The 26477-nt window shown below is 70.8% G+C and carries 27 protein-coding genes; 13 read left to right on the forward strand and 14 right to left on the reverse strand.

Going from position 1 to position 26477, the window contains the following annotated elements; genetic code table 11:
- Positions 1-94: 94 nt before the first annotated feature.
- Positions 95-1756, reverse strand: coding sequence for a serine/threonine-protein kinase (locus tag AB0G04_RS41690; RefSeq protein WP_360995462.1), 1662 nt, complete (start codon positions 1754-1756; stop codon positions 95-97).
- A 101-nt stretch (positions 1757-1857) separates the two neighbouring features.
- The gene (locus AB0G04_RS41695) at positions 1858-2874 is read right to left on the reverse strand and encodes a LacI family DNA-binding transcriptional regulator (protein ID WP_360995464.1); all 1017 of its coding nucleotides are present in this window, start codon (positions 2872-2874) and stop codon (positions 1858-1860) included.
- A gap of 152 nt (positions 2875-3026) precedes the next feature.
- On the opposite strand from AB0G04_RS41695, the gene AB0G04_RS41700 reads away from it, so the two are divergent.
- From AB0G04_RS41700 to AB0G04_RS41725, 6 genes are all read left to right on the forward strand, one after another.
- Positions 3027-4325, forward strand: a complete 1299-nt coding sequence (locus AB0G04_RS41700) for an extracellular solute-binding protein (RefSeq protein WP_360995468.1) — start codon at positions 3027-3029, stop codon at positions 4323-4325.
- Positions 4325-5239 (forward strand): sugar ABC transporter permease, encoded by a 915-nt coding sequence (locus tag AB0G04_RS41705; RefSeq protein WP_360995471.1) that lies wholly within the window; start codon positions 4325-4327, stop codon positions 5237-5239. Before AB0G04_RS41700 ends, AB0G04_RS41705 begins: the two co-directional genes overlap by 1 nt.
- On the forward strand, positions 5236-6069 hold the full coding sequence (locus AB0G04_RS41710) for a carbohydrate ABC transporter permease (protein ID WP_360995474.1): 834 nt from the start codon (positions 5236-5238) through the stop codon (positions 6067-6069). The genes AB0G04_RS41705 and AB0G04_RS41710 overlap by 4 nt, the downstream gene beginning before the upstream one ends.
- 5 nt (positions 6070-6074) lie before the next feature.
- The gene (locus AB0G04_RS41715; RefSeq protein ID WP_360995476.1) at positions 6075-8285 is read left to right on the forward strand and encodes a family 78 glycoside hydrolase catalytic domain; all 2211 of its coding nucleotides are present in this window, start codon (positions 6075-6077) and stop codon (positions 8283-8285) included.
- A 79-nt stretch (positions 8286-8364) separates the two neighbouring features.
- Positions 8365-8838: an SRPBCC family protein gene (locus AB0G04_RS41720; RefSeq protein WP_360995479.1), complete on the forward strand. Its 474-nt coding sequence runs from the start codon at positions 8365-8367 to the stop codon at positions 8836-8838.
- 25 nt (positions 8839-8863) lie between these two features.
- Complete coding sequence (locus tag AB0G04_RS41725; RefSeq protein ID WP_360995482.1) at positions 8864-9214, forward strand: metalloregulator ArsR/SmtB family transcription factor; 351 nt, start codon at positions 8864-8866, stop codon at positions 9212-9214.
- A 3-nt stretch (positions 9215-9217) separates the two neighbouring features.
- On the opposite strand, the gene AB0G04_RS41730 is transcribed toward AB0G04_RS41725, so the two are convergent.
- Complete coding sequence (locus AB0G04_RS41730) at positions 9218-10225, reverse strand: hypothetical protein (protein ID WP_360995484.1); 1008 nt, start codon at positions 10223-10225, stop codon at positions 9218-9220.
- Between the two features lie 303 nt (positions 10226-10528).
- On the opposite strand from AB0G04_RS41730, the gene AB0G04_RS41735 reads away from it, so the two are divergent.
- The 3 genes from AB0G04_RS41735 (at position 10529) to AB0G04_RS41745 (ending at position 14305) form a co-directional block, all read left to right on the forward strand.
- Positions 10529-13321 (forward strand): FAD-linked oxidase C-terminal domain-containing protein, encoded by a 2793-nt coding sequence (locus AB0G04_RS41735; RefSeq protein ID WP_360995487.1) that lies wholly within the window; start codon positions 10529-10531, stop codon positions 13319-13321.
- 105 nt (positions 13322-13426) lie between these two features.
- On the forward strand, positions 13427-13624 hold the full coding sequence (locus AB0G04_RS41740) for a hypothetical protein (RefSeq protein ID WP_360995489.1): 198 nt from the start codon (positions 13427-13429) through the stop codon (positions 13622-13624).
- A 63-nt stretch (positions 13625-13687) separates the two neighbouring features.
- The gene (locus tag AB0G04_RS41745; RefSeq protein ID WP_360995492.1) at positions 13688-14305 is read left to right on the forward strand and encodes a CPBP family intramembrane glutamic endopeptidase; all 618 of its coding nucleotides are present in this window, start codon (positions 13688-13690) and stop codon (positions 14303-14305) included.
- On the opposite strand, the gene AB0G04_RS41750 is transcribed toward AB0G04_RS41745, so the two are convergent.
- Entirely contained in the window at positions 14290-14994 is a 705-nt protein-coding gene (locus tag AB0G04_RS41750) for a TetR/AcrR family transcriptional regulator (protein WP_360995495.1), read from the reverse strand. The genes AB0G04_RS41745 and AB0G04_RS41750 overlap by 16 nt on opposite strands.
- On the opposite strand from AB0G04_RS41750, the gene AB0G04_RS41755 reads away from it, so the two are divergent.
- Positions 14920-15168, forward strand: a complete 249-nt coding sequence (locus AB0G04_RS41755) for a nuclear transport factor 2 family protein (RefSeq protein ID WP_360995498.1) — start codon at positions 14920-14922, stop codon at positions 15166-15168. The genes AB0G04_RS41750 and AB0G04_RS41755 overlap by 75 nt on opposite strands.
- A 131-nt stretch (positions 15169-15299) precedes the next feature.
- On the opposite strand, the gene AB0G04_RS41760 is transcribed toward AB0G04_RS41755, so the two are convergent.
- The 5 genes from AB0G04_RS41760 to AB0G04_RS41780 all read right to left on the reverse strand — a co-directional run bounded on the left by AB0G04_RS41760 (position 15300) and on the right by AB0G04_RS41780 (position 18160).
- A complete protein-coding gene (locus AB0G04_RS41760) occupies positions 15300-15527 on the reverse strand; it encodes a helix-turn-helix transcriptional regulator (protein WP_360995501.1) in 228 nt (75 codons plus the stop codon).
- Positions 15527-16129: a hypothetical protein gene (locus tag AB0G04_RS41765; protein ID WP_360995504.1), complete on the reverse strand. Its 603-nt coding sequence runs from the start codon at positions 16127-16129 to the stop codon at positions 15527-15529. The genes AB0G04_RS41760 and AB0G04_RS41765 overlap by 1 nt, the downstream gene beginning before the upstream one ends.
- A 90-nt stretch (positions 16130-16219) precedes the next feature.
- Positions 16220-16597 carry a VOC family protein gene (locus tag AB0G04_RS41770; RefSeq protein ID WP_360995506.1) on the reverse strand — a complete coding sequence of 126 codons (378 nt, stop codon included), beginning with the start codon at positions 16595-16597 and terminating at the stop codon, positions 16220-16222.
- On the reverse strand, positions 16557-17813 hold the full coding sequence (locus AB0G04_RS41775; RefSeq protein ID WP_360995509.1) for a DUF6596 domain-containing protein: 1257 nt from the start codon (positions 17811-17813) through the stop codon (positions 16557-16559). Before AB0G04_RS41775 ends, AB0G04_RS41770 begins: the two co-directional genes overlap by 41 nt.
- Complete coding sequence (locus tag AB0G04_RS41780; protein ID WP_360995511.1) at positions 17801-18160, reverse strand: YciI family protein; 360 nt, start codon at positions 18158-18160, stop codon at positions 17801-17803. The genes AB0G04_RS41775 and AB0G04_RS41780 overlap by 13 nt, the downstream gene beginning before the upstream one ends.
- A 399-nt stretch (positions 18161-18559) precedes the next feature.
- On the opposite strand from AB0G04_RS41780, the gene AB0G04_RS41785 reads away from it, so the two are divergent.
- On the forward strand, positions 18560-19582 hold the full coding sequence (locus AB0G04_RS41785; protein WP_360995514.1) for a metallophosphoesterase: 1023 nt from the start codon (positions 18560-18562) through the stop codon (positions 19580-19582).
- A gap of 341 nt (positions 19583-19923) precedes the next feature.
- Here AB0G04_RS41785 and AB0G04_RS41790 read toward each other — a convergent pair whose 3' ends face one another.
- From AB0G04_RS41790 to AB0G04_RS41800, 3 genes are read right to left on the reverse strand one after another with little or no spacing between them, the layout of a single operon-like run.
- A complete protein-coding gene (locus tag AB0G04_RS41790) occupies positions 19924-20724 on the reverse strand; it encodes an SDR family NAD(P)-dependent oxidoreductase (RefSeq protein ID WP_360995517.1) in 801 nt (266 codons plus the stop codon).
- 50 nt (positions 20725-20774) lie between these two features.
- A complete protein-coding gene (locus tag AB0G04_RS41795; RefSeq protein WP_360995519.1) occupies positions 20775-21041 on the reverse strand; it encodes a hypothetical protein in 267 nt (88 codons plus the stop codon).
- A gap of 21 nt (positions 21042-21062) precedes the next feature.
- Complete coding sequence (locus AB0G04_RS41800; RefSeq protein WP_360995521.1) at positions 21063-22061, reverse strand: LysR substrate-binding domain-containing protein; 999 nt, start codon at positions 22059-22061, stop codon at positions 21063-21065.
- Between the two features lie 73 nt (positions 22062-22134).
- Here AB0G04_RS41800 and AB0G04_RS41805 point away from each other — a divergent pair, with 73 nt between their 5' ends.
- Positions 22135-23016 (forward strand): NAD-dependent epimerase/dehydratase family protein, encoded by an 882-nt coding sequence (locus AB0G04_RS41805; protein ID WP_360995524.1) that lies wholly within the window; start codon positions 22135-22137, stop codon positions 23014-23016.
- A 16-nt stretch (positions 23017-23032) separates the two neighbouring features.
- On the opposite strand, the gene AB0G04_RS41810 is transcribed toward AB0G04_RS41805, so the two are convergent.
- Positions 23033-24169 (reverse strand): hypothetical protein, encoded by a 1137-nt coding sequence (locus AB0G04_RS41810; RefSeq protein WP_360995526.1) that lies wholly within the window; start codon positions 24167-24169, stop codon positions 23033-23035.
- Positions 24170-24266: 97 nt separating this feature from the next.
- Positions 24267-25331, reverse strand: coding sequence for an aldose epimerase family protein (locus AB0G04_RS41815; RefSeq protein WP_360995528.1), 1065 nt, complete (start codon positions 25329-25331; stop codon positions 24267-24269).
- Between the two features lie 67 nt (positions 25332-25398).
- On the opposite strand from AB0G04_RS41815, the gene AB0G04_RS41820 reads away from it, so the two are divergent.
- Complete coding sequence (locus tag AB0G04_RS41820; RefSeq protein ID WP_360995530.1) at positions 25399-26298, forward strand: amidohydrolase; 900 nt, start codon at positions 25399-25401, stop codon at positions 26296-26298.
- Positions 26299-26477 lie beyond the last annotated feature (179 nt).

A 26477-nucleotide genomic window follows, 5' to 3' on the forward strand; every position in this document is an offset into this window, starting at 1 on the left:
TCGTAAGGTCCCGTCGGCGGTGCACTCGCGGGCGAGAACGAAGACCTTCAGCTGGGTACGCGGGTCGCGGTCCGCCGCCCGGCCGGCGGACGGGTCAGCGGCTGGGGGAGGGCGACGGCACCGGTCCGCGGTCGACGAAGCTGAACGTGGTCAGCGGCTGAGCGTCACCCACCTGCTGCACGTAGAACGCGCCGGTGCCCTCACTGCCGCCGTCCGCGTCCCACTGCAGGAACCCGTGGGTGTCGTTGTAGAGGTAGTACCGTGGCCGGTTCTTGTCGTCGAGCAGGTCGGTGCGGATGAGCTCGAACAGTGTGCCCTTGGTGGCGGCGCACTCGGTGCCGACCAGGGTGTCCAACGCATCCGGGTCGAGCCGCACCCCCAGGCAGACCTCTTCGCCGTCCGGGTCGTACAGGGCCCGGATGAGGAAGTCCACCCCCATCGGGATCAGGGCGAACTCCGACTTGGCCCCGGTACCGTTCCCGGCCTCCACCTCGGTGAAGTGCCTGTCGTAGGCGAGGTCACGGTCGATCTCGGCCGCGTGGATCAGCATCCGGTTCTTGCCGAGCAGGATGGCCTTGAGGCGCTCCTCCGGCGACGGCGTCCGGGCCGCGCCGGAGCTGGTGACGGGCAACGCAGGGACGTCCGGGGAGGTGCCGGGTGCCGGGGGTGCCGCGGCCGGAGTCTGGAAGACGTCGTTGCGGATCAGGACGCCGGCGGACGCTGCCAGGACCACCGCGACGGCGGTGGCGACCACGGCGAGCGTCCGCCGCCGGGGCCGGACCGGTGCGGCAGCGGCCAGGGGCGCGTCGTCCGGCACCTGCTCGGGTGCGGGCGGGGCCGGAGCCGACGGGGCGGGCGCGGAGAGAGCGGATGCGGACGGGGCTGGTGCGGGCAGGGCCGGAGTCGGCACGGTCGGTCCGGCCAGGGCGGGCGGCAGCGGTGGTGTGGCGCCGGCCAGTACCAGATCGAGCAGCTCACGGGCGGTGGGGCGATCGCCGGGCTCCTTGGCCAGTGCTCGCTCGACCGCGCCGCGCAGCGAGAACGGAACCCCGTTCAGGTCCGGTTCCTGGGTCAGGATGCGCATCGCGGTGGCCGGGGCGGACTCGGCGGCGAACGGGGTCCGGCCGGTGGCGGCGAACGCCACGACGGCACCCCAGGCGAAGATGTCGGCGGCCGCGGTGACCGGCCGCCCGTCCGCCGGGTCGAAGCGTTCCGGTGCCATGTACGCGACCGTGCCGACCAGCTGGTCGGTGCGGGTGTGCTGGCTGGTCGCCTCGAACGCCCGGGCGATACCGAAGTCGATGACCTTGATGCCGCCCCGGGCGAACAGCACGTTGCCCGGCTTGAGGTCGCGGTGGATGACACCGGCACCGTGGATGGCGGTCAGCGCGGTGGCGATGCCGACGGCCACGCCGTGCACGGCGGTCTCGGTGAGCGGACCGGTGGCCCGGATCTCGGCGGCCAGGCTGGGGCCGTCCACGTACTCGACGACCAGGTAGGGCGGCTCGTGATCGGGGTCCGCGTCGAGCACCTCGGCCGTGGAGAACGGCGGCACCTGTTTCGCCCGGTTCACCTCGCTGCGGAAGCGGCCACGGAATTCGGCGTCGTGCGCGAACTCGGGGCGGACCATCTTGATGGCCACCTGACGGCCGCCGGGTTCGCGGCCCAGGAAGACCGTGCCCATGCCGCCTTCACCGAGCCGTCCGACCAGCTCGTACCGCCCGAGGGTGGCCGGGTCGCCCGGGCGCAGCGGCATGCTCATCTCGTTTTCATCCCTTCGGGCCGTCGCGCCCCGGGAGTCTACTCAAGCTGATCACGCTCTCCGGTTACCGCCCTGATGTCGGCCCGGTGACGATGTCAGCTCGGGAGCCGGGTGCTGGAGCCGCGGACGTGCAGGGTCGTGGTGGCCGTGTAGTGGCGTGGTTCGGTGCGCCCCTGCAGTCGTTCCAGCAGCATGGTGGCGGCCTGGGCGCCCATTTCGACACCCTGCTGGTCGACCGACGTGAGATCGATCAGCGGGTGCTCGGCCAGGTCGGTGTTGTCGTACCCGGTCACGGCCACCCGGCCGCGCATCCCGGCGGCAGTGACGGCGGCGAGGGCGTCGAGGGCGATGTCGTCGTGTCCCGCGAAGATCGCGGTCGGCGGGTCGGGCCGGGCGACGAGTTCGGCCGCCGCCTGACGGGCGGGCTCGGAGTTGTCGTGGCGGCGGGCGACCTGGACGAGGTCGCCGAGGCCGGCCTCTTCCATGCATGTGCGGTAGACCTCGAGCCGGATGGCGTGCGGGGTGCCGGTGCCGGGTGCGGTCACCGGCTCGGGCTCGGTCAGGTGGGCGATCCGGCGGTGGCCGAGGTCGAACAGGTGACGCATGACCGCACGGGCCCCGGTGTGGTCGTCGCCGATCACCGTGTCGTACCCGCTGGGGGTGTCGTGGCGGCCGAGCATGACGACCGGGATCCGGACGGCGAGCTGCTCCAGCCAGGCCGGGGCGACCAGTGGGGAGACCGCGATGATGCCGTCGACGAGCCCGTCGGCGAGCGATTCGAGGGTGCTGTACTCGGGGCCGTCGGCGGGAGCCAGGATGACCTGGTACGGCGTTCCGGAGACGGCCTTCTTGGCGCCTGTCATGATCTGGGTCATGAACCGGGCGTTGACGTGCGGAACCTCCAGGCCGAGCCGGTAACTGGAGCCGCGCAGCGCCCGGGCGGCGACGCTGGGCCGGTATCCCAGCTGCTCGATGGCGGTCTCCACCCGAGTGCGCATGCCGGGGCTGACACCGTAGGCGTTGCGGATCACCTTCGAGACCGCGGCGCGGGACACCCCCGCAGCCTCCGCGACATCGCTGATGGTGACCGAGCGGCCCCTCCTGATCGACATATGCCTCACTGTAGACCGTTCTCCACGGGTCGGAGAACGCGGTCCTTGAAACGTTTCGAGGTTGGTCTTGCCCCGTGGCGTAGACCGTTCTACTGTGACGGCTGTTACGTCTGGAGACCGATCTACAAACATGCGGGAAACCGGAGGTTCATATGAGGCTCGGTGCGGTTCTGCTGGCCGGCGCGCTCTCGTTGTCGGCCTGCAGCGCGGGCTCCCTGGGGTCGAGTGATGACGCGAACGGCAAGACCCAGATCACCTTCCTGACCAACAACGACCCCGCCAACGTGAAGGTCGCCGAGGCGGTCATCGCCGCCTTCGAGGCGAAGAACGGCGACGTCGACGTCAAGCTGGACACCCGGCCGCAGGGCAGCGAGGGCGACAACCTCGTCAAGACCCGGCTCTCCACCGGCGACATGGCCGACGTCTTCGAGTACAACTCCGGTTCACTGCTGCAGGCCATCGCTCCGCAGACCAACCTCACACCGATCACCGGGGAGCCCTGGGTCGGCGACCTGGACCCGACGTTCAAGACGGTCGTCTCCGGCGGCTCCGAGGTCTACGGATCGCCGTGGCAGACCATCTCGGGCGGCGGCATCCTCTACAACAAGCCGCTCTACGCCAAGCTCGGCCTGCAGGTCCCCAAGACCTGGGCCGACTTCATGGCCAACAACGCCAAGATCAAGGCCGCCGGTACGGCTCCGGTGGCGCAGACCTACAGCGACACCTGGACCTCGCAGATCCTGGTGCTCGCCGACTTCCACAACGTCGCCGCCGCTGACCCCGGCTTCGCCGGCAAGTACACGAACAACCAGGCGAAATACGCCACCACACCGGCCGCACTGGCGGGCTTCCAGCACCTCGAGGAACTCAAGCGGGCCGGCTACTGGAACGACGACTACGCCTCGGCAAAGTACAACGAGGGCCTGGCCGCGGTCGCCGGCGGCACGGCCGCGCACTACCCGATGATCACCTTCGCGGTCACCGCCATCGAAGGGGCGGCGCCCGGCAAGACCGACGACGTCGGCTTCTTCGCGCTGCCCGGCACCGACGCGAGCAAGAACGGCGTCACCCTGTGGGAGCCGTCCGGCATCTACATCCCGAAGAGCACCGGGGGCGACAAGCTGACGGCGGCCAAGAAGTTCCAGGCCTTCCTGGCGTCTCCGGACGGCTGCGCCGCGCAGGCGAGCGCCACCTCACTGGGCGGCCCGTTCGCGGTGAAGACCTGCAAGCTGCCGGACGACGTCGCCACCTCGGTCAAGGACCTGAGCGTGTACGTCGAAGCAGGCACCGCCAGCCCCGCGCTGGAGTTCCTCTCACCGATCAAGGGCCCGGCCCTGGAGCAGATCACCGTCGAGGTCGGGTCGGGCATCCGGCCGGCCGCGGACGGCGCGAAGCTCTACGACGAGGACGTCAAGAAGCAGGCACAGCAGCTCGGACTCCAGGGCTGGTGATGGGAGTCGTCACCGCGACGGTGGCAGGGGCTCCGGCGACCACGGTCCCGGAGCCCGCCCGCCGAAAGAGTCCCTACCCGTACTGGTTCGTGGTGCCGGGTGGCCTGATCTTCACGATCTTCTTCCTGGTGCCGTCGGTGATGGCGTTCTGGTTCAGCCTCACCCGCTGGACGTTGTTCGACCAGGAGTTCATCGGCCTCGACAACTACGTGCAGTTCTTCCGGGAACCGGCCCTGTCGTCCGGGCTGTGGCACACGCTCGTCTACGCCGTGACGACCTCGGGGCTCAAGGTGGTCCTCGGGATGGCCCTGGCCGTGCTGCTGACCGGGCCGATCCTGGGCCGCGGTTTCATGCGGTCGGTCGCGTTCTTCCCGGTGCTGGTCAGCACGATCGGGGTCGGACTCACCTTCCAGGTCCTGATGCACCCCACCCGGGGCGTCATCAACCAGACCTTGGAGCTGGCCGGCGTCACCGGCCCGGCCTGGCTCGTGGACCCGGACTGGGCGCTGCTGTCGGTCGCGTTCGTCGACGTCTGGCAGGGCATCGGCCTGGCCACCGTCATCTACATGGCCGGCATCCTGTCGATCCCCGGCGAGTACTTCGAGGCCGCGAAGGTGGACGGGGCCGGGGCCTGGCACCGCTTCCGCAACATCACGCTGCCGCTGGCCAAGCCGGCGACCGTGTCGGTGATCCTGCTGTCGCTGATCGGCGGGCTGCGCAAGTTCGACCTGATCTGGGCGATGACCAAGGGCGGGCCGGGTTTCACCTCCGACGTCATGGCGTCGGTCGTCTACAAGCAGTACCAGGCCGGCTTCTACGGGCTCTCCACGGCCGGGAACGTCGTGCTGTTCCTGCTGGTCATCCTGATCGCGCTGCCCCTTTTCTGGTTCTTCAACCGGAAGGACGAGTCGTGAGCACCCGGACCCGCCCCAGCTATCCGCTCAGCGGCCTGGCGATCGTCCTGTTCGGTGTGGTCTTCCTGGTCCCGTTCGCGTTCATCCTGCTCACCGCGAGCAAGACGCAGCAGGAGTCGGCCCTGCTGGACTTCTCCTGGCCGGACCGGTGGGCCTTCGTGGAGAACCTCCAGGCGGTGATCGAGGCCCGCGACTACCTGCTCATCGTCGCGTTCATCAACAGCACGATCCTCACCGTGGCCAGCGTGTCGGTGGTCGTGATCCTGGCCGCGATGGCCGCGTTCGTCCTGCAGCGGCGCAGGAGCCGGCTGACCCGGGCCGCGAACCTGATCATCCTGTCCGGTCTGGTGCTGCCGCCGGCCGTCGTCCCGACCATCTGGGTGCTGCAGAAGATCGGCCTGTTCAAGACCATGCCCGGACTGATCCTGGTCGAGATCGCGTACGCCATGGCCTTCTGTGTCCTGCTCTTCCAGGCGTTCATCGCCGGTATCCCGAAGGAGATGGACGAGGCCGCCACCATCGACGGTGCCGGGCCGCTGAGCCTGTTCTTCCGTGTCGTGTTCCCGCTGCTGCGGCCGATCGTCGTGACCGTCGTGGTGGTGCAGACGGTGTTCATCTGGAACGACTTCACCAGCCCGCTGTACTTCCTGCCCGGCGACGAGAACGCCACCGTGCAGCTGACCCTCTTCAACTTCCAGGGCCAGTACACCAACTCCTACAACCTGCTGTTCATGGACATTCTGCTGGTCACGGTCCCGCCGCTGATCATGTTCATGATCTTCCAGCGTCAGATCGTGTCCGGAATGATCGCCGGCTCGGTGAAAGGGTGAGTGCTGTGCAAGGTCGGATGATCACTCCCGCGAGCGAGCTCGGCAGCGCGCCGCTGTTCCGTACCGAGATCACGCTCGACACCGGGCACGGTCCGGTCTCCGGGGCGACGCTGACGATCAGCAGCCTCGGGGTGCACGAGGCCCGGATCAACGGGCGGCCGGTCGGCGACGACGTGCTCAGTCCCGGCTGGAGCTCCTACGAGCACCGGCTGCGGTACCTGACCCACGACGTCACGGCGTTGCTCGCCGGGCGCAACGTGCTCACCGTGCTGGTCGGCAACGGCTGGCACCGGGGGCGGCTCGGCTTCATGGGCGGGCGGGCCTTCTACGGCGACCGGCTCGGCGTCATCGCGGACCTGGTGATCACCTTCGCGGACGGGCACCGGCAGACGGTCGTCACCGACGAGACGTGGACGGCCGGTGGCAGCGACGTCCTCGCCGACGACCTGTACGACGGGCAGACCGTCGACGCCCGCCGGCGGTCAGCCAAGTGGTACGTGCACGGCGCGGAACCCGAGTGGTTCCTGCCGGTGCGGGCGCTCGACTTCGACGCCGGCGTGCTCACCCCGTACATCGGACCTCCGGTGACCAGGCAGGAGGTCCTCGCGCCGGTGCGGGTGTGGCGGTCGCCGGAAGGGCGGACGCTTGTGGACTTCGGGCAGAATCTGGTCGGCTGGCTCCGCTTCTCCGCGATCGGGCCGGCGGGCGCCGAGATCCGGATCCGGCACGCCGAGGTCCTCGAGCACGGCGAGCTGGGCGTGCGGCCGTTGCGCGACGCGCAGGCCACCGACCGGTTCATCCTCAGCGGCGGCGAGGACCTCTTCGAACCGGCCATGACGTTCCACGGATTCCGGTATGCCGAGGTCACCGGCCTGCCGTTCGAGGACGTGGAACGGATCGAGGCCGTGGTGGTGCATTCGGACCTGCGCCGCACCGGGACGTTCGAGTGCTCCGACGACCTGCTCAACCAGCTGCACCGCAACGTCGTGTGGAGCACCAAGGGCAACTTCCTGGACCTGCCGACCGACTGCCCGCAGCGCAACGAGCGGCTCGGCTGGACCGGCGACATCGCGGTCTTCGCCCCGTCGGCCGCCTACCTGTTCGACACCGGCCCGTTCCTCGCCGACTGGCTCGCCGATCTGGCCGCCGAGCAGCGCGCCGCCGGCGGCCGGGTCCCGTTCGTCGTCCCGGACGTGCTGAAGTATCTGCCCGACGTGCCGGAGTTCCCCGCGCCGGACAGCACCGCGTTCTGGTCGGACGCCGCCGTCTGGGTGCCGTGGACGCTGTGGCGGGCCTACGGCGACCGGGCGATCCTGGAGAGTCAGTACGACTCGATGACCGCGCACGTGCGCCGGGTGGAGACGCTGCTGTCCCCGTCCGGGGTGTGGGACACGTCGTTCCAGTTCGGCGACTGGCTCGACCCGGACGCGCCGCCGGACAACCCGGCCAAGGCGAAGGCCGATCCGGGCGTGGTGGCGACCGCGGCCTGTTACCGGTCGGCGACCATCACGGCCGAGACCGCGGCACTGCTCGGCCGGGACGCCGACGCGGCCGGGTTCCGTGACCTGGCCGCACGGATCCGGGCGGCGTTCAACGCGGAGTACGTGTCGGCCGACGGCACGATCGTGTCGGACTGCACCACGGTGTACACGCTGGCGCTGGTGTTCGGGCTGGTCGACGACGAGGCGGCGGCCGGGCGGCGGCTGGCGGAGCTGGTGGCCGACAGCGGGTACCGGATCTCGACCGGGTTCGCCGGTACCCCGTACATCCTCGATGCCCTGACCCGGACCGGGCACCTCGACGTTGCCTACCGCCTGCTCCTGCAGCGGAGCTGCCCGTCCTGGCTGTACCCGGTCACGATGGGCGCCACCACGATCTGGGAGCGGTGGGACTCGATGCTGCCGGACGGCTCGGTCCATCCGGGGGAGATGACCAGCTTCAACCACTACGCGCTGGGTGCGGTCGCCGACTGGATGCACCGGGTGATCGGCGGTATCGCCCCGCTGGAACCCGGTTACTCCCGGGTGCTGATCGCGCCGCGCCCGGGCGGCGGGCTGACCTGGAGCCGGGCCGGTCTGGACACCCGGCACGGCCGGATCGAGGTGTCCTGGCGGATCGAGGACGGCGAGCTGATCGTCGACACCGTCCTGCCGGCCGGGGTGACCGGCGTGCTGTCGCTGCCCGGCCGGCCGGACGTCGAGCTCACCGGCGGGTGAGGCAAGGCGCAACTTCTGGTTGCACATGTCTCCGGGGCGGCCTAGAGTCATGTGCAACCAAAGGTTGCAGGAGGATGAGATGGAGTACGGAAGCATCGAGCGCGAGATCTTCATCGACGCGGCTCCGGAGCTCGTGTTCGACGTGGTCAGCGACCCCGCCCACGTGAAGAGGTGGTGGCCCGACGACGCGGAGTACGACGTGGTTCCCGGGGCGACCGGCCGGATCGTCTTCGGTGACTGCGCGCACGGCGGCGTCACCGAGCAGCTCACCATCGTCGACGTGCGGCCGCCGCGGTCGTTCTCGTACCGCTGGACGTACCCGGCCGCGGAGCCGGCGGCGGAGGACAACTCGCTGCTGGTCACCTTCGACCTCGCCCCGCAGGGCGCCGGCACGCTGCTGCGGATGACCGAGTCGGGTTTCCGGGAGCGGGGCTGGAGCGCCGCCGTGATGGAGCAGTGCTACAACGAGCACGTCACGGGGTGGGACTTCTTCCTGCCGCGCCTGGAGTCGTACGCGTCCACGCTGCGGCCGGAAGTGAAAGCCGGGTCGTGACGCCGGCGGGAGGGAGCATCGCGTCATGACGGTCGACGACGACCTCTGGTCGGCGATCGGTGACCCTACCCGGCGCCGCATGCTCGACCTGCTGCTGGCCGACGGTGGCGGTACCGCCACCACGCTCTGCCGGCATCTCCCGGTCACCCGGCAGGGTGTGGCCAAGCACCTGATCGTCCTGGAACGGGCCGGTCTCGTGCGCGCCACCCCGGCCGGCCGGGAGAAGCGGTACCGGGTCGACGACGCCCAGCTGGCCCGCGCCGTGGCACAGCTGTCGTCGGTCGGTGCGGTGTGGGACGCCCGGCTGCAGCGGATCAAGCGGATCGCCGAGGCGGTCCAGCGGGAACAGACGGACCCGTCCGGCGAGCCGGGCTGAGTATCAGCGGCGTCCCCGGTCGCGGCCGTCCCGTCCACCGGCGTCCGAGGCGATCACCAGGGATCCCACCCCTGCCACGGCGTCGACCCGCAGGCCGGGACCGCTGCCCAGATCGCCCGACTCGATGACGGTGCCGGGTGCGGCTCCGCCGCGTTCGTCGCCGTAGACGACCACGTTCCCGGCGCCGTCACCCACGGTGACGCGCGCCGGGACGCGTTCCCCCGTCCGGATGCGCCAGTTGCTCGTGCCGCCGGCCATCCGGATCGGCACCACCCCGGACAGGTCGCCGAGGAACAGGTCGATCGTCTCCGCACCGCCGTCCAGATCGACGCCGCTCACGGTGCCCGAGGTGGTGTCGAACCGGACCGTCCGCACCCCGGCGGTCAGCCGCAGGTGCCAGACGATGTCCTCGTTCAGCCGCACCTCCACGGACGGCGCCCCGGAAAGGATCTCGATGCGCAGCACGCCACCGGTGAACGTGGTGGCCGACTGCACGGCCGATCCGTCCGGGGACGTGAGCGCGAAAGGCTGATCACCGAGGTCGGCGGTGCGCACGGCCAGCTCGGAGACTCCGGTGACGAACTCCAGCCGCGCCGACCTGACCACCGGTCTGGTGGCCGACGGCGGCGGAGTGGGGGAGAGCAGCAGCGGAGGCGGCAGCGGGGCGGCCGCGAGCTGCGGTTCGACCGGAATCACCGACGTCTCCGGCGTCGCCGCCTGCTGCTGCCGGCGGATCTCGGAGTCGGCGAGCGGCCGGGCCAGCAGTACCGCGCCGGCCACCACGGACAGGGCCAGCACACCGGTCAGCACGATGGGCAGCCTGCGGTCCGGGGCCGCGGGCCGGTCGCTGTCGAGGTCGAGTGTCGGCACCGAGGCCGGCGCCGGGAGGAACTGTTCCCACTGGGCACGCAGCCGGTGCGGTGCATCCGGCCAGTAGTCCGCGATGTTCGGCAGGGGTGTGCCGGGACCCGGCTCGCCCTGCTCGGGTGCCCGGTGCTTCGCACGGTTCACGTAGCCGCCGATTCTCAGCCCCGCGGGACGCTGACCCTCCTCGGATCCAGGCTCCGTCCGGCCCACTCGCGTCTCCTAGCGGCGCTTCGAATGTGAATTCATTTGTGTGTACGAGCACGGAGGTTATCGCCCCTTTGTCGCTTTGCCAACAGGCGCTCGGCCGATTGCCGATCTCACAGCGCGACCGGCGCCGCGCGATGCGTCGACCTGCGGCGACTAACATGGCGGCGACGTCCGCAAAGCAGGTTCACCGCTGCACGCTGCCCAAGGCGGACCAGCACGACGACAGCCTTGGAGACCCGCGTGACAAACGACCTCGCCGCCCGTCTGCTCCGGGCGGGCGTCACCGACGTCCTCACCGATGCGGCGCACCGGTCGGCGTACGCGAGTGATGCCTCCCTCTACCGGATCGTGCCGCAGCTGATCGTCCGCCCGCGGCACGACGACGACGTGCTGGCGACCCTGGCGGTCAGCCGCGACACGGGGGTGCCGATCACCGCTCGCGGCGCCGGTACCTCGGTGGCCGGCAACGCGATCGGGCCGGGCATCGTCCTCGACTTCAGCCGGCACATGAACAAGGTTCTCGAGGTCGACGCCGCGTCGCGGACCGCCCGCGTGCAGGCCGGCACGGTCCAGGCGGTGCTCCAGGCCGCCGCCAAGCCGCGCGGCCTGCGGTTCGGGCCGGACCCGTCCACCCACACCCGCTGCACGATCGGCGGCATGATCGGCAACAACTCCTGCGGCTCACGCACCCTGGGGTACGGCCGCACCTCCGACAACACGGCCGGACTGAAGGCGTACACGATCGACGGGGAGGAACTCGCCGGGTCGAAGGTCGTCGACCGGCTGCGCGAGCTCATCGGCGCGAACCTGGCGATCGGCCGGACCGAGTTCGCCACCTTCGGCCGCCAGGTCTCCGGCTACGCCGTCGAGCACCTGCTCCCGGAGAACGGATTCAACCTCACCGAGTTCATGGTCGGCAGCGAGGGCACCCTCGCGGTCATCACCGAGGCGACGGTACGCCTGGTCGCCGACCCGGTCCACCGGACGCTGATCGTGCTCGGCTACCCCGACTTCGGCACCGCCGGCGACGTCATCCCCAAGATCCTGGAGTTCACGCCGACCGCCTGTGAGGGCCTGGACCACCGCATCTGCGACGTCGTCCGTTCCCGCCGTGGCCCCGGCGCGGTGCCCCCGCTGCCCGGTGGCACCGCCTGGCTGATGGTCGAGATCGCCGGCGACGACCTCGATGAGGTCCGCGAGCGGGTCGCCAAGCTCGTCGACGCCGCCGAGGCCGTCGACCACCGGATCGTCGAGGACACCGCCGAGGCCGCCCCACTGTGGAAGATCCGGGAGGACGGCGCCGGACTGGCCGGACGCGCCCCCAGCGGCCTGCCCGCCCACGCGGGCTGGGAGGACGCCGCCGTCCCGCCCGCGCGGATCGGCGCCTACCTGCGTGACTTCGACGCCCTGACCGTCCGGCACGGGCTCTCCGTCATGCCGTACGGCCACCTCGGCGACGGCTGCGTCCACGTGCGACTCGACTTCCCGCTCGACAAGCCGGACGGCCCGAAACTGTTCCGGGCGTTCCTCGAGGACGCCGCCGACCTGGTCGTCAGCTACGGCGGATCGCTCTCCGGCGAGCACGGCGACGGCCGGGCCCGCTCCGAGCTGCTCACCCGGATGTACTCGCCCGAGGCGATCGGCCTGTTCCGGCAGATCAAGGGCGTCTTCGACCCACGGAACCTGCTGAACCCGGGCAACCTCGTCGACCCTGATCCGGTCGACGCCAACATCCGTGTCTCGCAGGCCCGCCCGGTCACGGTTCCGCTGGCGCTCGCCTACCACCACGACGGCGGCGACTTCAACCAGGCCGTGCACCGGTGCACCGGGGTCGGCAAGTGCCGCGTCGACACGCGGGTCCTCGGCGGGGTGATGTGCCCGTCCTTCCTGGCCACCAAGAACGAGAAGGACTCCACCCGGGGGCGGGCCCGGGTGCTGCAGGAGATGCTCGACGGCGACCTGGCACCTGATTGGCGCTCGCCGGCCGTACACGATGCGCTTGATCTTTGCCTGTCCTGCAAGGGTTGTGCCTCGGACTGCCCGACCGGGATCGACATGGCCGCCTACAAGGCCGAGGTCACGCACCAGGCCTACAAGGGCCGGCTGCGGCCGCGGTCGCATTACTCGCTGGGCTGGCTGCCGCGCTGGTCTCGGCTCGCCTCGAAGATGCCGGCGCTGGCCAACCTGGCCACCAGCCTGCCCGGGATCAAGGGCATCGCGCTCTGGATCGCCGGGGTCGACAAGCGCCGCAACATCCCGGCGTTCGCCCCGAAGACGTTCCGGTCGTCGTTCCGGCCGGTGGAGACCGGCAAGCCGGTCGTCCTGTTCGTGGACAGCTTCACCGACCACTTCTCCCCGGAGATCGCCCGGGCCGCCGTGGACGTGCTGGTCGACGCCGGTTACGCCCCGCGGATCGCCAGCCGCAAGGCCTGCTGCGGTCTGACCTGGATCTCCACCGGCCAGCTCGACGCGGCCCGGCGCATCCTCGGCGGCACCGTCGCCGAACTCCACGAGGCCGCGAAGCAGGGGATCCCGATCGTCGGCCTGGAGCCGTCGTGCACCGGTGTGCTGCGCCAGGACGCCGTCGAACTCGTCGACAACGAGGCGGCCAGGGCGGTCGCCGAGGCGACGGTGACGGTGGCCGAGCTGCTCGCCGCCACCCCCGGCTACACCCCGCCCTCCCTCGAGGGCGTCCGGGTGATCGCGCAACCGCACTGCCACCACCACGCCGTGATGGGCTGGGACGCGGACGCCAAGCTCCTGAAGAAGGCCGGTGCGACCGTCAAGCGGCTCGGCGGCTGCTGCGGCCTGGCCGGCAACTTCGGCGTCGAACGCGGCCACTACGAGGTGTCCGTACAGGTCGCCGAACAGCAGCTGCTGCCCGCCCTGTCGCAGGCGGAGGAGGGCGACATCCTGCTGGCCGACGGCTTCTCCTGCCGGACCCAGGCCGACGACCTGGCCGGGGTCTCCGGGGTCCACCTGGTCCAGCTCCTGCAGGAGCGGATCGCGGCCCGCCGGACCGCCGCCCGCTGAAGCGGCGCCGGACGCCGTGCCGCCGCGGCACGCCGAAGACGTGAGCTTCGCCGTCCGCTCAGCGGGTATCACCCGTGCCGACGGCCACAGCGAGGGGAGATCACCGTGAGCGAGAAGCGGGACGACGCGGGCAGCAGCACCGACCAGCACATCACCGGCGCGCCCGAGACCGGGGACAGCCCGGTGGACGCCGCGCCGACAGCGACCACCCCGTCACACGGGAGCAGCAACGCCTCGTTCAACGCCGGCCTGGCCGCGGAAGCCGGGGAGCGCCCGGATCGAGAACAACCCGAGGCCCCGTAGGGGAGCGGATGTTCATCCGGGCGTTTCCCGGGCCGTCGCCGGCAGTGGCTACGGTTCGCGGTGATGACCACCCGATTGCTCGCCGAGCACCTGCTCCTCTTCTACGGGCTGACCGGCCTGGTCATGCTGGCGGACGTGCCGGGCGGGCCGATTCCGGTGCTCGTGGTGGCGGCCGGGCTGGCCGCGGCGTACCTGATCCGGTCGCCGTCCTTCGACAACCGTTCCCTGTACAGGCTCGCCGGTCTGCGGTCCGCCCTGCCGGGGATCCTCACCGGCTGGGCGGTCTTCTCGCTGCTCGCCGCCGCCGGCGTCGCCATCTTCGACAGGGCGCACCTGTTCGATCTGCCGCGCCGGGAGCCGTTGCTGTGGGTGCTGCTCGTGGTTCTCTACCCGCTGCTCTCGGTGTACCCGCAGGAGTTGCTGTTCCGCGCTTTTCTGATGCACCGCTACGCGACCGTGTTCGGCGCCGGCACGGTCGCCGCGAGCGCGGTCGCATTCGGCTTCGCGCATCTGATCTTCGGCAACGTCCTCGCGGTGGTGCTGACCGTCGGCGGCGGGTGGATCTTCGCCCGTCGCTGTCAGCGGTCCGGATCACTGCTGGTGGTGTCGTTCGAGCACGCGCTGTACGGCATCACCATCTTCACCGTCGGGCTGGGGCGGTTGTTCTACCACGCGGCCTGAGCAACGGGCTCGACCAGCAGCCGGAGCACAGTGACCCGCAACGCCAGCACCGCCTCCTCGCGTCCCATGCGGCCGGCGTCGACCTCATCACCCGCGGCGTGCCCCAGCTGGACGACGGCGGTGGCGAGCCAGTACGCCGAAAGCCGGCTGTCGAATTCACCGGCTCGCTGACCACGTACGATCAACCGCTCGAGTCGCCCGGTGACGGGAGCGTGGCTTCGACGGTCGCCATCCGGTGGCGCCGGCAGGTCACCGAGCATCCGGAAGAGCGGACGGTGTCTTGCCGGGTTGCGGGCACTCACGTCCAGCAGGCGAAGCAGAGCGTCCGTCGCTGATCCGGTTTCAAGATCGATGGCATCCAGTGCCGCAACGGCGTTTTCGGTGACCCGCTGCAGGACGGCAGCCAGCAGCTGCTCGCGCGATGAGAAGTGGGCGTACACGGTCTGCCTGGTCACACCTGCGGCGGCGGCAATGGACTCGATGCGGCACTCCGGATCCGTGCTCAACAGGTCGACAGCCGCATCGATGATGGACGCCCTGCTGCGCCGCGCATCGGCTCGGTCGTTGACCGGTACCACACGCCGGACATCGTCCAGGTCGCCGACGGGCAGCGGATGAACCGGGAACAACTGATCGCGCACAGCCGTCCGTTGCGCAAGCGGCAACCCCGGAGCCGCATGGAGGTGCACGAAGCGGTGGCCGACGACGACCGGATCGCCGCGCGGTACACCCTGCATGTCGAGGACCGCCGGAGAACCTTCGCCATCGAGGTCTACTTCTTCGGGCAGTTCACCCGGGACGGGCGAATGCGTCGAGCGCACATGCTCACGCGCACCCTTCCCGGCGATACCGAACCGTCTTAGCGGCCGGGTGCCGCACCGCCGACCCCGCGTCTGCGGCGCGCCCTGGTGTCAAGGTTGCCGCCGCCGTAGTGCCGGGCCGGTGCGGCAGCAACGATGTGGACGCCCCGTCGTGAGCTGCCGAGGTCGGCCCGTCATGACCCGGGCTCGACGGTGAAGAGGTCGCCGGGCTGGCAGCGCAGCGCGTCGCAGAGCGCGGTGAGCGTACTGAACCGAATGGCCCTGGCGTGCCCGTTCTTGAGGTTGGACAGGTTCGCCAGGGTGATCCCGACCCGGGCGGACAGCTCGGTGAGTGTCATCCCGCGCTCGGCGAGCAGCTTCTCGATGTGCACCTGGACGCGGTGTGCCTCCTCCGGCGGCATCACACCACCCCGTCGAGGTCCGCGCGCATCTCCTGGCCGCGGCGCACGATCTCGCCGACCGCGAGCAGTGTGATGCCGAAGAACAGCCACACCGCGGGCACGGTGAGGTCAACCGTCGTGTAGGTGCCACCGACGTCGACCGTGCTGCTCAGCCCGAACCGGGCGACCACTTCGGTCAGCCAGGCGAGCACGCCGCCGCCGATCAGCAGGATGCCGAGCGAGCGGAGACTCCCGGCCAGGCCCGACCGGAACGGATCAGTGCGGCGGGCCCGGCCGATCGCCCGCCAGAGCAGCGCCAGCGTGACGGTGACCAGCACGAACCGGGGCAGTGCGGCGAGCAGTGCCCAGCCCAGCTGTGCGGCGGTCGGGTCGGTGACGTCCAGGAGGAGGGAGTCGCCGAGGACGACTCCGGGCGGGGCGCCGGTGAGGGCGTCGGGGCGGAGCGCGGTCCCGGTCGCGACCTCGACCTGGATGGGCTGGCCGGCCAGGGTGGCGACGACGGCGGCGATACCGCCGGCGCCGGTCAGCACGGTGCCGAGCAGCAGGACTCCGTGCAACTCGTCGATCCAGTCGGGCCGGCGCAGCGTTCGGATCAGGTTCATCACGCACTCCTTATCGTTTATCAATATATCGATTATCGATAAACTATGGAGCGGCGTCAACTCCCGAGGGACGCCGGTTCCGTCGGCCGACTACGGCACCTGAGCCGCGAGCAGGGGAAACCGGTTGCCTTCGGTGTCCTCCAACAGTGCCCACCGGCCGAACGGCATGTCGACCGGCTCCTGCGGGAACCTCACCCCGCGGTCCGCCAGCTCACGCCAGGTGGCGTCGACGTCGTCGCAGGCCAGGAAGACGGGCGTGTTCGGCTGCCCCGGCGCGGCCCCGTCATCGGGCCGGCCGGCCCGTTCCAGGATGAGCACCACGCCGTCCGGCAGCCGGACCTCCAGCCATCGCTCGTCGCCGTAGGTCTGGTCCTGGACGACCTCGCAGCCCATCGTCGCGACCCAGAACGTCCTGGCCCGCTGCTGGTCACGGACCCCGATACGAACCTTGCTGATTCCTCGCAGCATGCCGCGATCCTTCCACGGCCCGAAGATTCCGCAGGTGGGCCCGCTCGGCGGAATCAGCCGTCAGGGCGATCGCTTGCTCGTACTCCGCGACCGCCTCGTCATGACGGCCCAGGCTCGCCAGCAGGTGCGCGCGCGTCGCCCGGGCCGGCTGGAAACGCGACGCCGCCTCGCCGGCCTCCGACATCAGCGCGTCCAGCCGGGCGAGCCCGGACGCCGGGCCTTCGGCCTCGGCAGTCACCGCCGCGAGTGCCACCCCACCACCCAGCGACGGCGCCAGGTCCTGCAGGATCCGGTGCAGATCCAGGAGGGTACGCACCTCCGGTGACCCCGTGCAGTGCAGCGCCTGGATGGCCGCCTCCACCTGGAACCGGCCCAGCCGGCCGTGCGTGTGCGCCGCCCGCAGGTGCTCGTGGGCGCGGCCGATCAACCGCCGGTCCCAGCGTGCCGGGTCCTGGTCGGCCAGTGGCACGAACCGTCCATCCGGGCCGGTGCGCGCCACCGCCCGGGCGGCGGACAGCTGCACCAGGGCCGCCAGACCGCGGGCCTCCGGATCGTCCGGCACCAGCGCGGCAAGCACCTCGGCCAGATGCAGAGCCTCCGGTCCGGTCTCGGTACGGTCGATGACATAGGCGCCGTAGACCGCCTCCAGCACGGCTGCCATGCGAGGTGGCAGGTCATCACGGTCAGGGAGCCGGAACGGGATCCCGGTGGTCCGGATGCGCTTCTTCACCCGTACGAGCCGGGTCGCCATCGTCGCGGCCGGAACCGAGAAGGCCCGTCCGATCTGCTCGGCGGTGAAGCCGAGAACGGTGTTCAGCATCAGCGGGGTGTGCATGGCCCGGTCGATCGCCGGATGGGCGCACACCAGCATCAACTCCAGCCGTCGGTCGGGGATCGCGTCGACGTCCACGTCGTCGAGATGGATCGGCGCGTCCCGCTCCGGGTCAAGTGCCAGGGTCCGGCGGTACTCGGCGGCCCGCCAGCGGTCCCGCAGCCGGTTCCGCGCCACGGTCAGCAGCCACGCGTCCGGGGTGGCCGGAACGCCCTGGACGGGCCAGGTCCGTACCGCCTGCTCGAACGCGTCGCCAAGCGCGTCCTCGGCCGCCGTGACGTCGTGCGACGCCGCCGACAGCAGCGCCAGCAGCCGGCCGTAGCTGTCGCGGGCGGCGAGTTCCGCCGCCCGCGCGCTGCTGCTGTTGCTGGTCAGCGTGTCCATCCGCCGTCGACGAACGACGTGGCCACCGGGCGGATCTCCATCGTGCCCCACTGGGCGCCGGGGCACTTGCCGGCCCAGCCGATCGCCGCGTCCAGATCCGGGACGTCGATCAGGAAGACGCCGGCCAGTGCCTCTTTCGTCGCGGCGAACGGGCCGTCCTGGACCTGTACGGCCCCGTCCCGGTTGGTGACCGTGGTCGACGCGTCCATCGGCTGGAGCACCTCCGCGGCCAGCAGCACCCCGGCCTGTTGCAGTGCCTTGGCGTAGACGTCGAACGCCCGCTGGGCCTCGGCGCTCAGCTCACCCTCGGCCGGTTCGTGGTGGTGCATGAGTAGCGCGTACCGCATCGTTGATCTCCTCGTCTCGGGAACTTCCACCCCGATGACGAACGACGACCGCCCGAATCGTCAGTTCGTCCAGCCCGCCAGGATCCTGGCCGGAACCGGAATGTCCTCGACGTCCTCAGTGGCCTCGTGCAACGGAGTCTACGTGCGGTTGCCGTCCAGCTGGATGACTCGCATAGTGGTCCGAGACCGCTCCAGAGCCGTCGAGCCTGTGCCAGAGGGCTCCCGCAAGTGGGGAGAACGCCGGTTTACGCCTCATCGCCGATCGTGATCCTGCACTGCCGGGACCTCCTGTCCCTGACACGGTCGCCCGCTGTGGGAACGCGTGCGCCCCGGGAGCTCGTCGCCGATCTTCTGAAAGATCTGGAATCAACCGGACGGATGACCGTACCCGATCTCGTAATGATCACCGGAAATACCGCTGAGCGGGGGACGTCCGCCGAATACGTGAGCGCCCACCAGTTCCTGACGGCGTTGCGCGACACTCTCGACATCGAGAACCAGCAGATCGTTCTCGTGCCGGGCAGCCGGGACGTCAACCGGGGGATGTGCGACGCCTACGTCCGCCAGTGCGTTGCCAACGACACCCGGCCGGTACCGCCCTTCTGGGAGAAATGGCAGCCGTTCTCCAACGTCATGCTGCGCCGATTCCACGGAACCGAGCTGGCCAAGGACCAGCCGTGGGCCCTCACCGAACACCCGAACCAGCGCCTGGTGGTAGCCGGGTTCAACACCACGATGGCGATCACCCACCTGCCCGGCGAGCAGGACGGCAGTCTCGGCGACGCCCAGATCGACTGGTTCGCCGAGGAACTCAGCACCCCGGCCCGCCGGGACTGGCTCCGCATCGGCGTGATGCACCATCGGCCCGAAGGCGACGGCGCGATCACCGACGCCGGCCGGTTCACCGACGTCGTCAGCCCGTACCTCGATCTGGTCCTGCACGGTCAGCCGGGCGGGCCGGCCCTGTCCCGGCTCGGCCGCGCCGGTGTGCCGGTGCTCGGCAGTGACGGACCCGGGCAGCTGATCGAGGTGCGTTCCGGCCACGTCCGGGTGATGCCGGACGCCGAGCCGATCCGCCTGCCGTCCCGCTCGGTCCGCGACCTGATCCCCCGCCCGCGCCGCCCAGAGACACCGACCGCCCTGCGGCTGTTCACCGACCAGGTGGCCGAGATCTGCCGGCTGCGCAACAAGGGCGCCGACGTCGCGCCGGGATCCGGACAGAGCCGGGGACGCGTCGCCTACCTGCGCGTCTCCCCGGCCCGTAACCGCCTCGACCAAGGACCGGCCGAGCAGCATCCGATCGGGGTGTGCGCGGGCCGGGCGACCCGTGACGACGTCGATCTTTTATGGGCGGTGCGAAATCCGTCGATGGGACCGTCCGGACCCTCGATGTCGAGCCCGGTGATGTCCACGTCGTCCTAGCTGCCAGGTCTCGCACCGGTACCGCCGGCCGTTCGCGAGCGGTGCAGGGCGGACGACCAGCTCGGTGAGATGGTTGACGACTATCGAGGCGGACATGCCGTTACCGGTGCCCGCTGCCGGACCGAAGTTCCCGGCCAGTTGTCTCGCGCGCTCTGTTTCCCTCGGCTCCGGTGAGTCGACGCTCCGGGCAACCGTAGTGCCCCCGGCGCACCACGTAGAAGGCCCGCCGGCCACCGTTTCCGGCCTTCACCGCCGCGGTTGCCCCGCCCACCGGCCACATCGGACCACCGCGGCTGCGCGTGACCGCTGGCCGGCGCGGCCGACGGGCGGGTAGCGGGGCGTCAGGCCGAGCCCGGTTCGGCCATCCGGCGGTGCATCTCGGCCTTGACCTTGTCCGGGGCCACCTTGCTGGCGACCGCCTGCGCGCGCGTCGACAGGGAGCCGGCCAGCACCTTCTCCTTGCCGTCCAGCAACGCCCGGATCGCCTGCTCGGCGACCTGCGCCGGGTCGTCCTTGTCGCTCGCGCCGACCCGTGTGTCGTCCATCTCCGCGCGGTGGAAGAAGTTCGTGTCGGTGGGGCCGGGCATCAGCGACGTCACCGTGACGCCGGAGTCCTTCAGTTCGGCGCGCAGCGCCTCGGCGAACGACTGCACGAACGACTTGGACGCGTTGTAGACGGCCTGGTAGGTGCCGGGCATCATCGACGCGATCGAGGATGTGATCAGTACCCGGCCACGGCCGCGGGCGACCATGGCGGGCAGGGCGAGCTTGGCCAGGTGGACCGTCGAGGTCACGTTGACGTCGATGACGTTCAGTTCGTCGGCCAGATCGGTGCCGCCGACGAACTCCCCGCCGATGCCGCGGCCGGCGTTGAGCGCCAGCACGTCCACGCTCCGGCCGGATTCCTCGACCGCGTACCAGGCCTTCAGCACGCCGTCGTGGCGGGCCAGGTCGGCGCGGACCGCGGTGATCACGTTCCGGCCGTCACGGCGTAGGTCGGCGGCGGCCTCCTCGATGCCGGCGTCCTCGGCGACGAGCAGCAGGTCGTACCCCTGCGCGGCCAACTGGCGGGCCAGTTCGTACCCGATGCCGCTGGACGCACCGGTGATGACGGCGAACGGGTTCTCCTCAGAATGTGTCATGACGCCCGAGTGCCCCGTCAACGGCCTTCCAATCACCGGCCGCCATGGCATCATCGATGTTCATGAGCCCTCCGGTACGGGTGGGCGACACCGTGCGCCGGCCGGTGCATCACCGTTCCGGCTACGTCGACGAGCTTCTGCGTCATCTGGCGGAAACCGGCTTCACCGGGTCGCCGCGGCCGCTCGGCTACGACGAGCAGGGCCGGCAGATCCTGACCTTCATCGAGGGCGAGATGCCGGCCGCTTCCGACGACGCGCCGTTCTCGCTCTCCGACGCCCGTATCCGCAGCGCCGCCGAGCTGATCAGGGCCTTCCACGACGCGACCGTGTCCTCGGCACTACGCGGTGACCAGGAGGTCGACGGTGTTCCGCGGCGACGTGGCGGTGGGGCTCATCGACTTCGAGGACAACATCGGCCCGGGCCGGCGGCTGGACGATCTCGCGCAGGCCGACGGCCTGACCGGCGCCGAGCGGGTCTTCGAGGATCTGCTGGCCTGGATGGCGCGCCACGGTTCCGGCCTGGTCTGAGGGCTGTCCCGGTGCCCTGGTCCCAGTAATTGCCGGCGTTTCAGTACTCGCCGGTGTGGTGGGTGGGGGCGGGGATCAGGTCGAGGAACGCCTGCAGGGCCCGGCTCGGCGAGATCGCGGAGGGCCGGGCGACGGCCAGGGTCCACGGGGTGACCGGCGGGTCGAGGTCGACGGCGACGACATCGGCACGTCTCGGCGCGCAGCGGGGGAACAACGGCGATGCCGAGCCCGGCCTCCACGTAGCGGGGGATGGTCGCCAGATCAACGACTTCGACCACGACGGTACGGCTGAGCCCGGCCCGCCGGAAGTCGTTGTCGGAGCGGACCCGGTTGCAGTATCCGGCCGGCAGGTCGACGAACGGTTCGCCGGCGAGCGCTCCCGGGGCGGCCCGTTCCACCGAGGCCAGCGGGTGGCCGGCGGGCACCAGCAGGCGGGGCCGGAAGGTGGCGATCGGGGCCAGGTCGACGCCGACGAAGGCCGCGTCGAGCCGGTGGGCGCGCAGTTTCTCGAGCAGGCCGGAGCTGCCTTCGGCCGCGGCGGTCATGTGCAGCCGTACGCCGGGATGGGTTTTCCGGAAGGCGCCGGCCAGGGTGGGCAGGTCGATGGTGGTGAGGCTCGCCAGCGTTCCGAGCCGGATACTGCCGCGCAGGCCGTGGCCGGCCCCCTCGACCGCGGCACGGGCGGCATCGAGTGATTCGAGCGCGTTCTTTGCTTCCGGGAGCAGCGCCCGCCCCGCGTCGGTGAGGGCGACCGAGGTGGTGTGGCGATCGAGCAGCGGGCTGCCGACGCTGTTCCACGCGCCCACCATATCGCCTTCACCGATCGGAGCTATGAAGAGCATTCGTTGGACACGATGACCGCCGGGGCGCAGGGTGATGGGCATGGAGATTCTTCTGACCGGCGCGACCGGTTACATCGGATCGGCTGTTCGTTCCGCCCTGGTCGCCGGTGGCCACACGGTGACCGCACTGGTGCGCGGCGAGGCCGCCGCGGAACGGGTGGCGGGTGCCGGCGTGCAGCCGGTGATCGGTGACATGCGTGATGCGGAGCTCGTCCGTGGGCTGGCCGGCAAGAGCGACGGCGTCGTCCACGCGGCCAGTCCGGGCGACGCGACAAGCGCGGACGCGGAGGCCGAGTTCGCCGACGCGGTGCTGGCCGGGTTCGGCGGACGCGACAACGGTGTGTTCGTCCGGACCGGTGGCGTCTGGGTGCACGGCGCCGGCACAGCGATCACCGAGGACACACCGCGTGACGCGCCGCCGCTCGTGGCCTGGCGGGAGGCGATCGACCGGCGGGTGCTCGCGGCGTCCGGCGTCCGGGCCGTGCTGATCGAGCCCGGGGTCGTGTACGGGCACGGCGGTGGCATCCCGCGGCTGGTGTTCGCGGCGGAGCGGATGCGGGGCGGGCTGACGCTGATCGGCGACGGCAGCCAGCACTGGGTCACCGTGCATGTCGACGACCTGGCCGGACTCTATGTCGCCGCGCTGGAGCGGGCCGGCCACGGCGAGACGTTCCTCGGTGCCGGCGGGGCGAACCCGACGACCCGGGAGCTGGGCGAGGCGGCGAGCCGGCGGCTCGGGCTCGGCGGCCGGGTGGTACCCGAGGACCCGGCGGCTACGGTGGAGCGGCTCGGCGAGTTCGGACGGGCACTGCTGCTCGACCAGCAGGCCGACGGCGGGAAGGCCCGGCGGGTGCTCGGGTGGCGGCCTTCCCGGCCGTCGCTGCTCGACGAGATCGCAGCCGGTGGCTACGACCCGGCCTGACCGGCTACGACCCGGCCTAACCCGGGAACGCCACCGGGGTGGCCGCGGGGCGACGGGTGGTGGTGCCGTCGCCGATCTGGCCGTCGGCGTTGTTGCCCCAGCAGTACAGGCCGCCGGCGGCGCGTACGCCGCACGCGTGGTAGCTGACCGCGAAGTCACCGCTCCAGGTGGTGGTGCCGCCGGAGCGTACCGGGGCGTATCGGTTGGTGGTCGTGCCGTCGCCGACCTGGGCCTCCATGTTGTTGCCCCAGCACCACAGGCTGCCGTCGGTACGGGTCGCGCAGACCGTGTTGTCGCCGGTGGTCACCCGGACCCAGTTGCTGTCGGTGCCGACCCGCTGCGGTGTGGTCTGGAAGTTGCCCGCCGTGCCGAGCTGGCCGTACCCGTTCTCGCCCCAGCACCACAGGCTGCCGTCGGCGCGGGTGCCGCAGGTGTAGGCGTAACCGGCACTCACTCCGGTCCAGTTGGTCCCGGTGCCGACCTGTGTCGGCGCGGCGCGGTAGTTGAGGATGCCGAGGCCGAGCTGTCCGGTGGTGCTGTCGCCCCAGCACCAGAGGGTGCCGTCGGTGCGGGTGGCGCAGGTGTGGGCGAAACCGGTGGTGACGCCGGCCCAGTTGGTGGCGGTACCGACCTGGACCGGTCGGGTCTCGGTGTAGCCGCCGGTGCCGAGCTGGCCGGACCGGTTGAAGCCCCAGCACCAGAGGGTGCCCTCGGTGCGTACGGCGCAGGTGTGGCCGTCGCCGTGGCTGACGGTGCTCCAGGTGGCGGTGCCGCCGATGGCGACCGGGGTGGTCCGGGCGGTGGTGGTGCCGTCGCCGAGCTGGCCCCGGTAGTTGTTGCCCCAGCACCAGAGGCTGCCGCCGGTACGCAGGGCGCAGGTGCCGAACGTGCCGGCGTCGACGCTCTTCCAGTCGGTGGCGGTGCCGATCCGGACCGGTGCCGTCCGGGTCGTGGTGGTGCCGTCGCCGACCGCGCCGACGTAGTTGCCACCCCAGCACCACAGCGAGCCGCCGTTGACGGTGCAGCTGTGGGCGTATCCGGTGGCGACGGCGGTGTCGGAGACGGGCCCCGCCGCCGAGGCGGGGCCCGTACTCAGACCGAGGGCCATCGCGACGGACGCGACGGCTATGGCGAATGTTCGAACAATGCCCATGCGATTTCTCCCGGGGAACGGTGAGATGGGGGATTACTGGGAGCGCTCCCAGTTTGTTGTAGCACCCACCCCGGGGCATTGGCTAGGTTCGATCGGGTCAGGCGTAGATCGAGAACACGTGTGTCGTCGTCGAGGCGTACGTTTCGCCCGGCCGCAGCACCGTCGACGGGAAGTCCGGCTGGTTCGGGCTGTCCGGGAAGTGCTGGGTCTCCAGCGCGAACGCGTCGCCCTGCCGGTACGCACGACCGCTGCCGCCGCGGAGCTTGCCGTCGAGGAAGTTGCCGGAGTAGAACTGCAGCCCCGGCTCGGTCGTCTCGATGGTCAGCTCACGGCCGCTCGCCGGGTCCCGGACGACCGCGGCCGTGCGCAGCCCGTCACCCGCGTCCAGCACGTAGTTGTGGTCGTAACCGCGCCCGATCGTCAACTGGGGATGCTCGTCGCGGACCCGCTCGCCGATCGGGTGGAACTCGCGGAAGTCGAACGGGGTGCCCGCCACCTCCTCCAGCACGCCGGTTGGGATCAGGGTCGCGTCGACCGGCGTGTACTGCCCCGCGTCGATGCGCAGAAGATGGTTGCCGGTGGTGCCGCTGCCCTCACCGGTCAGGTTCCAGTAGGCGTGGTTGGTCAGTGCGACCACGGTCGGGCGGTCGGTGGTGGCCGCGTAGTCCAGGCGCAGCGTGTTCCGCTCGTCGAGGGTGAACGTCACGCTCACCGCCAGGGTGCCCGGGAAGCCCTGCTCGCCGTCGGCCGAGGTGTAGCTCATCCGTACGCCTCGCTCGACCGGCGTGGCCGACCAGACGCGCTGGTCGAAGCCGTGCGAACCCCCGTGCAGGGTGACCTGGCCCTCGTTCTGCGACAGCTTGAACGTTTCACCGTCGAGGGTGAAACTGCCGCCGCCGATCCGGTTGGCGTACCGGCCCACCGTCGAACCGAAGAACGGGTTGCCGGCCAGGTACGCGGGATCGGTGTACCCGGCGAGGTCGGCGAACCCGAGCGTCACATTGCCGAGTTGCCCGTCGCGGTCCGGCACCAGCACGGACTGAATCGTCGCGCCCCAGGTCAGTACGGACACGGCCATGCCGTTCGCGTTGGACAGCGTCCATTTCTCGATATCCGTGCCGTCGGCCAGCTCGCCGAACGTCACCCTGTCGATACTCGTCATGCGCGGCATCGTCTCAGATGCGCGGGCCTACGCTTTCCGGGGTCCACTGGGTCAGGGAGGAATGCGCATGCTGATCGACTGCCACCAGCATCTGTGGCCGGAGGCGCTGGTGGAGGCGTTGCGGCGGCGTGACACGTTTCCGTACCTGCGGGACTGGACGCTCTTCCTGGCCGGCGAGAACCCCTACCAGGTGGACCCGTCCGCCCACGATGTGGGAAATCGGCGCGCCGCGGAGACCGGGCGCGTGCTGCTGTCGCTGTCCAGCCCCCTCGGCATCGAACACGCCCCCGACGGCGCCGCCCTGATCGACGTGTGGCACGCGAGCGCCCTGGAACTGCCCGACCCGTTCCACCTCTGGGCCGCCGCGTCGGTTCACTCACCGGATCCGGGGAAACTGGCCGGGATCCTGCGTGCGGACCGGGTCGCCGGGCTGCAGCTCCCGGCCACCGCCCTCGGCAGCCCCGACGCCATCGCCCGGATCTCCCCGCTGCTGGCCACACTCGAGCGAGCCGGGAAACCGCTGCTGGTGCATCCCGGCCCGGCCCCGGCCGAGGACGGTGAGCTGCCCGACTGGTGGCCGGCGCTCGTGCCGTACGTCGCCCAGATGCACCGTTCCTGGACGGCCTGGCACGTGGCGGGCCGCAAGCTCCACCCCGGCCTGCGGATCGCTTTCGTCGCCCTCGCCGGCCTCGCCCCGCTGCACCACGAACGCATGGCCGCGCGTGGTGGCCCCGCCGACCCGCCCGACCCCAACGTCTTCTACGAAACGTCCTCGTACCGGTCCGACGCCATCGACGCCCTGGTCAGGGTGGTCGGCCCGACGGCGATCGTGCACGGCTCCGACCGCCCCTACGCCGAGCCTCTCGATCCCGCGGCGTTCCCGCCCGGCTACTTCACGACCAACCCCCACAACCTCCTGCATGGGTACGGGCAAACCGTCACCGAACACCATCGGACCGTCCCGTAGCTCCACCGCGAGGTGGCTGCCCACTCCCGCCCGGCAGCGCGCCCGCCGGGCGTATGCGGTGGGTTTCCGGCTGGCGCGCACCGCTGTCTCAACCGCCCTGAGACAGCGGTGCATGTCGTGCTTGGCCTTGGTATGAGGCGGGCAGTCCCACTTCGAAGGATCTGCGTCGCTCTTGCCCA

It is taken from the genome of Actinoplanes sp. NPDC023801, from assembly GCF_040639655.1.
Classification (GTDB): Bacteria; Actinomycetota; Actinomycetes; order Mycobacteriales; family Micromonosporaceae; genus Actinoplanes.